Genomic DNA, 8,189 nt, shown 5'->3' with positions numbered 1-8,189 from the left:
ACACCGGTCATGTGGGCCGCAGCCGCCGGCAAATGGCGCGTGCATGTACTGGATGATCAAGGCCGCAGCGCCGCAGTGGAAGTGCGCGTGGAGATGGTGCCGTGAGGTTCGCAGCTATTGCAGGACAAAATCCTTCGTCTCCAGCTTCAGCAAAAACGCCTTCGCTTCCATGCCGCCGGCAAACCCCGTCAGTTTGCCATTGGAGCCGATCACCCGATGGCAGGGCGCGATGATCGAGATGGGATTCTTGCCATTGGCTGCCCCCACCGCGCGCACGGCATTGGGGTTGCCAATCTGCTCCGCGATCTGTGCGTAGCTTCGCGTCTCTCCAAAGGGAATGGTCAGCAGGGTGGCCCAGACTTTCTGCTGAAACTCAGTGCCATTGAAATTGAGCTTCACTTCAAACTTCTGTCGTTTCCCTGCAAAGTAATCCTGCAGCTGGCGCTCCGCTTCCACCAGCACCGGATGCTTGGTGTCCTCATGCAGCGGGCTGAGGCGCACGCGTTTCGGATCATCATTCTCCCACAGCACCGCCGCCAGTCCGTGATCATTCGCCACGAGCGTGAGCAAGCCCACCGGAGAGGGCATGGTTTTATAAAAATAGCTGTGGGATGTCATGTCAGTACGGTTGTCGTTCGGGCAGATCATGGCGCGCTCTGGCAACGGCTGCTGGCCATTTTCGGACATGAAGATAAAATAACCTCATGTCCGAAAACGGCCAGTCCAGACGGGCTGCATGGACTAGCCTGCTCAAGCCCATGAACCTGATCGATGACAATGCCGCTTACACTGCGCTGAAATCCCGTGACTCACGCTTTGACGGCGTGTTTTTCGTGGGTGTCACCTCCACGGGCATCTACTGTCGTCCCATCTGTCCCGTGAGGGTTCCGAAGCGGGAGAACTGCCGCTTCTTTGAAAGCACCGGGGCTGCGGAGAAGGCCGCCTTTCGCCCCTGCCTGCGCTGTCGGCCGGAGCTGGCTCCGGGACATGCACCGATGGATCACGCGCATCGGCTGACAGATCTGATCATGCATCGCATGGACGAGGGCTTGGCGGATGATGGCGCAGGTCTGGAAGAAATCGCTGCTCAGTTTGATCTCAGTTCGCGGCAGTTGCGTCGCATCGTGCAGCAGGAGCTCGGCGTCTCGCCCATCGAGCTGATCCAAACCCGACGTCTGCTTTTGGCCAAGCAACTTCTGACCGACACCCGGCTGCCAGTGATCGAGATTGCTTTTGCCAGCGGCTTTTCCAGCCTGCGGCGTTTCAATGACGCCTTCAGCCGCCATTACCGCATGCCGCCCACCCGCCTACGAAAAGAGGCCGCAGCACATCCGGGTCGTATGCATGCCGCCGACACCTCAACGCTGCAACTCGGCTACCGCCCGCCCTATGACTGGCAGAGCATTCTCAAATTTCTCGCCGCCCGCACGATCCGCGAGGTGGAGTTTGTCTCCGACGGCACCTATTCACGCACCGTGCATCTAGGCGATCATACCGGCTGGATCAAGGTGTCCAACACGCCGGAAAAGAATGCCCTGCAGGTTGAGCTCACTCATTCGCTCACACCCGTCCTGCCCGCGCTGTTGGGCCGGCTGCGCCACATGTTTGATCTCGCCGCCCGTCCCGACATCATCGCCGCGCATTTGCAGCAGGATGCCACGCTGAAAAAAAGCGTCATGCAAAATCCAGGTCTGCGTGTGCCCGGCGCATTCGACGGGTTTGAACTGGCCGTACGCGCCATCCTGGGCCAGCAGATCACCGTGCAGGCAGCGACGAAAATTGCCTGTCGCTACGCCGAAGCCTTCGGTGAGAAAATCGAGACTCCGTTTTCCGAGCTCACGCGCCTGACACCACAGGCGCACCATGTCTCCCGTGCGAGCCTCGATGAGATCGCCCGCCTCGGCATCATCCGCACCCGCGCAGCCTGCATCCTTGCTCTGGCCAATGGTTTCCACTCCGGCACGCTCAAGCTCGACCCCGGTGCCCATCCTGAGATCGCCATCGCACAATTGGTGAGCCTGCCCGGGATCGGCCCTTGGACCGCGCATTACATCGCCATGCGTGCCCTGCGCTGGCCAGATGCCTTTCCCAAAGAAGACATCGCCGTCCGTAACAATCTTGGCGGCGTCACCGCAAAGCGCGCCGAAGAACTGTCCCTGCCCTGGCGTCCGTGGCGAAGCTATGCAGTGATGCATGTGTGGAACAGTCCGGCAAAGAACTGCCAACAAACCTTGGCATGAGAGGGCCGGTGACATAGGGGCAGAGCGCACTGAACCACACAGCAAAATCCACGCACCCAACGCAAGGGACAGTCAGTACTACTGGAAACCACTATGCCAAAATTGCGGTCGTACACGACGGCACGTACCGTATCGGACCACAATATCGCAAATTCTGCGGGAGGGCATCATAGCAGCCGTGAACACAACCCACGAACGCGCTATGAACACCAACTCAACTGCCCATACCTCCCCCCGCCAACGTTTCATTCTGAACTTGGCTGAGAGCGAGCTCTTCCAGCACTACCAGAAGGCCTTCCATACGCTGACCAGCCTGCCGCTGAGTCTGGAAGCCACCAAGGATGACTCTCCCATCGAAAGCATCATCACCCGCAAAGGCGTGGCCGGCGTGGTGGAAACGCAGGTGCCGGTGCGCGTGGGTAAAAACACCATCGCCATCATGCTGACTGGCGGCGTGCGCCTCCAGCCCGCCAATGCCGAAAATTTCGCCCCCGTGGCCAAGGCTCTCTTGGATGACAACCGCACCGCCGCAGAAATCCGCGGTGCCAAGGTGCACTTCGAACACGCTCCCGTCATGGAGCCCGCACGCTATGAGGCCGCCGTGGCCATCCTGCAGTCCTTTGCCCTTCAGCTGGGAGACAGCGCGCACCGCCTGCTGTTTGCCACCGCCACGCATGAGCCCGAAGCCGTGCGCAATGCCAAGACCTTCATCCACACCCATCTGGCCGAGCCGATGTCCCTCGAAGCCGTCGCCAGCGCGGTGAATGTGAGCCCCTTCCACTTCTGCAAGCTCTTCAAGCGCGCCACCGGCCTGACCTTCACGGACTTCGTGAACCGCGCCCGCGTGGAAAAGGCCAAGCGCATGCTCATGAAGCCCGCCGCCCGCATCACTGAAGTGGCCTACGACGTTGGTTTCCAGAGTCTGTCCCACTTCAACCGCAGCTTCCGCCGCATCGCTGATGAATCCCCCACGGAATTCCGCAGCCGCATGAAGCACAGCGGTCCGGCCCTGATGGCCGCATAACCCTTTGTCGCCATGCGCACCGCTCTGCGGTGTTTCGACGACAATTGCCCCGGAGAGGCCGCCTGAGCGCGTTGGGCTACCCTCTTCGGGGTTTTTTGTGCCCGGACGGGAAGGAGGCAGGCGGGCACGCGCAAGAGGGGGATCATATGGGTCCCCGGTTTGGAGGCGTGGGCCGTCGGCGGAGCATGGAGGAATCAGGATGATACCCTCCTCTTCTCCACCCGGCGCGCGGATGCACTTGACCCTCCGCACCCTCTGCGCACACTCGCATTCCCTTTTCTCAACCACCCCAAACTTCAGCACAGCATCCTTATGAGCCGGAAAATTCGTTATGGCATGATCGGCGGCGGACGCGGCGCCTTCATTGGCGGCGTTCATCGCATCGCAGCATCGATCGATCAGCAGATTGAACTCGTCTGCGGCGCTTTTTCCTCTGACCCCCAGCGCTCCAAGGACAGCGGCGCGGATTTCTTCCTGCCCGCCGAGCGCTGCTACGGCAACTTTGAAGAGATGATCCGCACGGAGTCCGCCCTGCCTGCTGACAAGCGCATGGACTTCGTCTCCATCGTCACCCCGAACCACCTGCACTTCCCCGCCGCCAAAGCCGCGCTGGAGGCCGGGTTCCATGTACTCTCCGACAAACCCGCCACTTTCAACCTCGCGCAGGCCAAGGAGCTGGCGGAGATCGTGAAGGCCAGCGGCAAGCTCTATGGCGTGACCTACAACTACACCGGCTACCCGCTCATGCGCCAGGCCCGGCAGATGATCGAAGAAGGCAAGCTCGGCGAGATCCGCAAAGTCGTGGTCGAGTACCCACAGGGCTGGCTGGCCACCATGCTGGAAAACACCGGGCAGAAGCAGGCCTCCTGGCGCGTGGACCCCGCCATCTGCGGTGCCGCAGGCTGTATGGGAGACATCGGCACGCACGCGATCAACCTCGCCGAATACGTCACCGGTTTGCACATCAAGGAACTCGCCGCCGACCTCACCATCTTCCTGGCCAAGGAAGGCCGCCGTCTTGAAGACGATGGCAACGTGCTGCTGCGCTTCACCAACGGTGCCAAAGGCGTGCTGCACTCCAGCCAGATCAGCATCGGCTGTGAAAACAACCTCAGCCTTCGCGTCTATGGCTCCCTGGGCGGCATCGAGTGGTCCCAGCTCGATCCGAATACGATGATCGTCACCTCCCTGGACAAGCCAAAGCAGATCTACCGCACCAGCATGGGCTACCTCGGCAGCGCCGCCGCCGCCTGCTCACGCACTCCTTCCGGCCACCCCGAAGGCTACCTGGAAGGCTTCGCGAACATCTACAAAAACTTCGCCAACCACGTCCGCGCCGTGAGCGCCGGAACACAGCCCAACCCGCTGGACATGGACTACCCGACCATCGAAGAAGGTGTGGCCGGCATGGCCTTCATCGAAGCCGTCGTCGCCTCCTCCGCAAACAACGCCGCTTGGACACCGCTTGACTACACGCCCACGACCCGCGCGAAGTATGGCGATGCCACGCTCAGCAGCGATCGCGGCGGACTGGCTTAAAAAGCAGCAGCAATTCTTGGAGCGATGCCGGCACACGCTGGCATCGCTCTTTTTTTGGGACTCAACTCACTGCGCAGCTGTACTCATCCTCCATTAGAACAAGGGGGGGCTTAACTCAACGTCTCGCCCGGGTGGAGATGGCTTCACTTTCCTGACCTGATAGACGAAAAACTTCATGGGCTCAGGATGTCCTGTGGAGGACAATTGAACTGTCAGTCGTGTTCCAGCTTCATTCGACCCTACGACGACGCCTTCAATTCCTGAATGCGGCCCCAGGCTGACCCGGATCTGATCACCTATCCTGCAGCGGTCCTGTCGGTCTATGTACTGTATCCAAAAGAAAAGCCCGACCAGCGGTGCCAGCATTGCCGTCGCGAAGATCCAGTTTCCCAAGGCAAAATTCAAGACAGCCGCCACGATGTAAGCCAGGAGCAACATCTCAATAAATCCCGGCGGGGCAAAGCCCGCAGCCTTCCGATGCTGTGGCAGAAGAGACGTCAGCTTGTTCATGACGCAGATCATCTCAAAAAAAACGGGGAGAACAAGCCTGCGCTCGTTCTCCCCGCTTCGACAAATCACTCAATCACTCAGATCGCCACCGGCTTGCCAGTCTTGGCGGAGGCGTAGATCGCATCGATCACCTGCATCAGGCGCAGGGCCTGCTCGGGGGTGTTCAGAGCGGGGGCCTTGCCTTCGATGGCCTGGATGAAGTTCGCGGCGGAGCCGATGCGGCCCATGTCCTCACACGCTGTGGTGGTGATGCTGCGGTTCACGCTGTTGCCGTTTTCCTGCACGTAGAGCTCGCAGGTGTCGATGGCGGTGTTGTCCAGACCGTCGATGCCGAAGAGACGCTCCACCTTGCCACCGGCTTTGGTGCCCTGGAAGACCACGGAGACTTCCTCGCGCTTGATCATTTCCGCCCAGGAGACCTGGAGGCTGAGCACCTGACCGGTCTTGAAGGTTACGAAACCATGTGCGGCGTTTTCCACATCGGTGGTGCCGCCCACTCGGTCAGGGATGCCCCAGGGGCCTTTGAACTGCTTGTCCTGGATAAAGTCCGTGAAGACCTGTCCCATCACGTGGGCAGGCTCAGGGTAGCCCATGAAGTACATGGCCAAGTCCACCATGTGCAGCAGGTCGATGAGCGCTCCACCACCGGCCAGTTCCTTGGTGGTGAACCAGCCGCCGAAACCAGGGATGCCCGTGCGGCGGATCCACTTCGCCTGCGCGGAGTTGATCTTGCCCACCACGCCATCCTTGATGTACTTCATCATCGCCTGGGACTCAGGACGCGCGCGGTTGTTGAAGTTGAAGAGCACCTTCTTGCCGGCCTTTTCGGCGGCAGCGATGATTTCTTTTACTTCTTTCGCGTTCAGCGCCGGCGGCTTCTCAGAGAAGACGTGTTTGCCAGCCTTGAGGCATTGAATCGTGAGGGGCTTGTGAAATTTGTTCGGAACGATGACGCTCACCGCCTGGATCTCCGGGCTGCCCTTCAGCATGGCTTCCACGGACTCATAGGATGTGGCGATGCCATACTTCTCCGCCGCCTTGGCTGCTGCTCCGGGAGCCGCATCGGCCACGGCCACGATCTCCGCGCCTGCCTGGCGGAACCCCGCCGCGTGATACTGCAACATGCCGCCTGCTCCGATGACTCCAACTTTGATGGCCATAATAAAATGTGTTCGTTAAGTGATTGGTGAATTCTGACTGAGGGTCGCGAGAATGGAGATTCCCCGCCACCGAGTCAAGATTTGAAAACAGAGCCTGCAGTCGCCACCGCTCTGCGTTCGTCATTCGGATTTCGACATTCGTCATTTGCGCGCTTCCTTTCTACCTGCTGCACATCCACCTCGCTCTCATGCCTGCAACCACCCGCCCCGCCACGCTCGCCGACCTCCCGGCCATCAACGCCATTTACAATCACTACGTGGAGCACAGCACCTGCACCTATCAAACCGTGCCCAGCACTGCGCAGGAACGGCAGGACTGGTTTGACGCGCACGGCCCGGAGCATCCCGTGATCGTGGCCGAGGAAGAGGGAATCGTCATCGGCTGGGGCTCGCTCGGCCGCTTCCATCCGCGCCAGGCCTACTGCCACAGCGTGGAGGACTCCGTCTATCTGCACCACGAGCATCAGGGCAAAGGACTCGGCTCCCTGCTGCTCGGAGAGCTTATTGAGCTCGCCAAGAAAATAGGCCATCACACCGTTCTCGGCGGCATCGATGCCGATCAGGCCGGCAGCATCGCCCTGCACGCCAAATTCGGCTTCATCAAAGTCTCCCACCTCAAGGAAGTCGGCCACAAGCACGGCCGCTGGCTTGATGTGCTGTGGATGCAGAAGATGCTGTAGGTTTCCGCGACGAAACACGGGAGCCTCACAGTCTTGACGTTTTCCAAGCAACCCGCTAGAACGGGTCAGAAGCCAACGTCTTCACGCCATGCCCAGCGCCCTCGCTCCCCTGTCCCGCCGCCGCTTCCTCGGCACTACGGCCATGGGCTTGTCCAGCGTGGCCCTGTCAGATCTGATGGCGGATTCGCGCCCGCACTTCCCCGCGAAGGCCAAGCGCGTCATCTGGCTCTTCATACATGGCGGGCCGAGCCACGTGGATTTGTTTGATCCCAAGCCCGAGCTCATCCGCCATGCGGGCAAACCTTTGCCAGACAGCTACGGTGCGGTGGAGACACGGCGCAAGGTGGCGCAGAATCCGCTGCTCGCGCCGGTGAAGCCCTTTCGCAAGTATGGGCAGAGTGGCATCGAGGTCAGCGACTTCCTCCCGCACATGGCGGAGCTTGCCGATGAGATGTGCGTCATCCGCAGCTGCCATGGGGACAGCGTGAATCATCCGCAGTCTGTCTATCAGATGAACACCGGCTCCATCCAGATGGGCAAGCCGAGCATGGGCAGCTGGGTGTCTTATGGACTCGGTTCTGAAAATGCGGACATGCCAGCCTTCGTCGTCATGCCAGATCCTGGTGGTGGCCTGAAAGGCGGACCACCCGCCTGGGGCAGCGGCTTTCTGCCAGCCACCTATCAAGGCACCACCATGCGCGCGGGAGGCAATCCCATCCTGGACCTGAAAGGGCCGCACAGCAGCGCACGCCAGCGCGCGACACTGGATCTCATCCAGCAGATGAATGCGCAGCATCTCACGCAGCGCGCTGCGGACAGCGAACTCGACGCCCGCATCCGCAGCTACGAACTGGCCTTCCGCATGCAGAGCGCAGCGCCGGAAGCCGTGGACATCTCACGCGAGACCGAGGCCACAAAAAAGCTCTACGGTATCGACGACGCCACCACCAAAGAATTCGGCACCCGCTGCCTGCTGGCACGGCGCATGATTGAGCGCGGCGTGCGCTTTGTGCAGCTCTACTCCGGCGACACCAAT

At 60.6% G+C, this 8,189-nt stretch carries 8 protein-coding genes; 5 read left to right on the top strand and 3 right to left on the bottom strand.

What is annotated here, in order from left to right; all coding sequences use genetic code 11:
• Nucleotides 1-114: 114 nt before the first annotated feature.
• Nucleotides 115-618, bottom strand: a complete 504-nt coding sequence (locus ACIREA_RS20990; RefSeq protein WP_397384306.1) for a methylated-DNA--[protein]-cysteine S-methyltransferase — start codon at nucleotides 616-618, stop codon at nucleotides 115-117.
• Between the two features lie 146 nt (nucleotides 619-764).
• On the opposite strand from ACIREA_RS20990, the gene ACIREA_RS20985 reads away from it, so the two are divergent.
• The 3 genes from ACIREA_RS20985 (at nucleotide 765) to ACIREA_RS20975 (ending at nucleotide 4,803) form a co-directional block, all read left to right on the top strand.
• The gene (locus tag ACIREA_RS20985) at nucleotides 765-2,240 is read left to right on the top strand and encodes an AlkA N-terminal domain-containing protein (RefSeq protein WP_397384305.1); all 1,476 of its coding nucleotides are present in this window, start codon (nucleotides 765-767) and stop codon (nucleotides 2,238-2,240) included.
• A gap of 202 nt (nucleotides 2,241-2,442) precedes the next feature.
• A complete protein-coding gene (locus ACIREA_RS20980) occupies nucleotides 2,443-3,264 on the top strand; it encodes a helix-turn-helix transcriptional regulator (protein ID WP_397384304.1) in 822 nt (273 codons plus the stop codon).
• Nucleotides 3,265-3,576: 312 nt separating this feature from the next.
• A complete protein-coding gene (locus ACIREA_RS20975; RefSeq protein WP_397384303.1) occupies nucleotides 3,577-4,803 on the top strand; it encodes a Gfo/Idh/MocA family protein in 1,227 nt (408 codons plus the stop codon).
• Between the two features lie 93 nt (nucleotides 4,804-4,896).
• Here ACIREA_RS20975 and ACIREA_RS20970 read toward each other — a convergent pair whose 3' ends face one another.
• Both ACIREA_RS20970 and ACIREA_RS20965 read right to left on the bottom strand, forming a co-directional pair.
• Complete coding sequence (locus ACIREA_RS20970) at nucleotides 4,897-5,313, bottom strand: hypothetical protein (protein ID WP_397384302.1); 417 nt, start codon at nucleotides 5,311-5,313, stop codon at nucleotides 4,897-4,899.
• A gap of 77 nt (nucleotides 5,314-5,390) precedes the next feature.
• Nucleotides 5,391-6,473 carry a Gfo/Idh/MocA family protein gene (locus ACIREA_RS20965; RefSeq protein ID WP_397384301.1) on the bottom strand — a complete coding sequence of 361 codons (1,083 nt, stop codon included), beginning with the start codon at nucleotides 6,471-6,473 and terminating at the stop codon, nucleotides 5,391-5,393.
• A gap of 188 nt (nucleotides 6,474-6,661) precedes the next feature.
• On the opposite strand from ACIREA_RS20965, the gene ACIREA_RS20960 reads away from it, so the two are divergent.
• Entirely contained in the window at nucleotides 6,662-7,153 is a 492-nt protein-coding gene (locus tag ACIREA_RS20960; protein WP_397384300.1) for a GNAT family N-acetyltransferase, read from the top strand.
• A gap of 88 nt (nucleotides 7,154-7,241) precedes the next feature.
• Nucleotides 7,242-8,189, top strand: a 948-nt coding sequence (locus tag ACIREA_RS20955) for a DUF1501 domain-containing protein (protein WP_397384299.1), incomplete at its 3' end; no start/stop codon positions are given.

Source organism: Prosthecobacter sp. (genome assembly GCF_044373815.1).
Taxonomy (GTDB): domain Bacteria; phylum Verrucomicrobiota; class Verrucomicrobiia; order Verrucomicrobiales; family Verrucomicrobiaceae; genus Prosthecobacter.
The sequence above is the reverse complement of the archived record's forward strand: the minus strand, read 5'-3'. Positions and strand labels throughout refer to the sequence as shown.

What these genes read in the sequence shown, in the direction of transcription:
- ACIREA_RS20990 (WP_397384306.1), bottom strand. Translation starts at nt 618, where the DNA reads ATGACATCCCACAGCTATTTTTATAAAACCATGCCCTCTCCGGTGGGC.
- ACIREA_RS20980 (WP_397384304.1), top strand. Translation starts at nt 2,443, where the DNA reads ATGAACACCAACTCAACTGCCCATACCTCCCCCCGCCAACGTTTCATT.
- ACIREA_RS20975 (WP_397384303.1), top strand. Translation starts at nt 3,577, where the DNA reads ATGAGCCGGAAAATTCGTTATGGCATGATCGGCGGCGGACGCGGCGCC.
- ACIREA_RS20970 (WP_397384302.1), bottom strand. Translation starts at nt 5,313, where the DNA reads ATGAACAAGCTGACGTCTCTTCTGCCACAGCATCGGAAGGCTGCGGGC.
- ACIREA_RS20965 (WP_397384301.1), bottom strand. Translation starts at nt 6,473, where the DNA reads ATGGCCATCAAAGTTGGAGTCATCGGAGCAGGCGGCATGTTGCAGTAT.
- ACIREA_RS20960 (WP_397384300.1), top strand. Translation starts at nt 6,662, where the DNA reads ATGCCTGCAACCACCCGCCCCGCCACGCTCGCCGACCTCCCGGCCATC.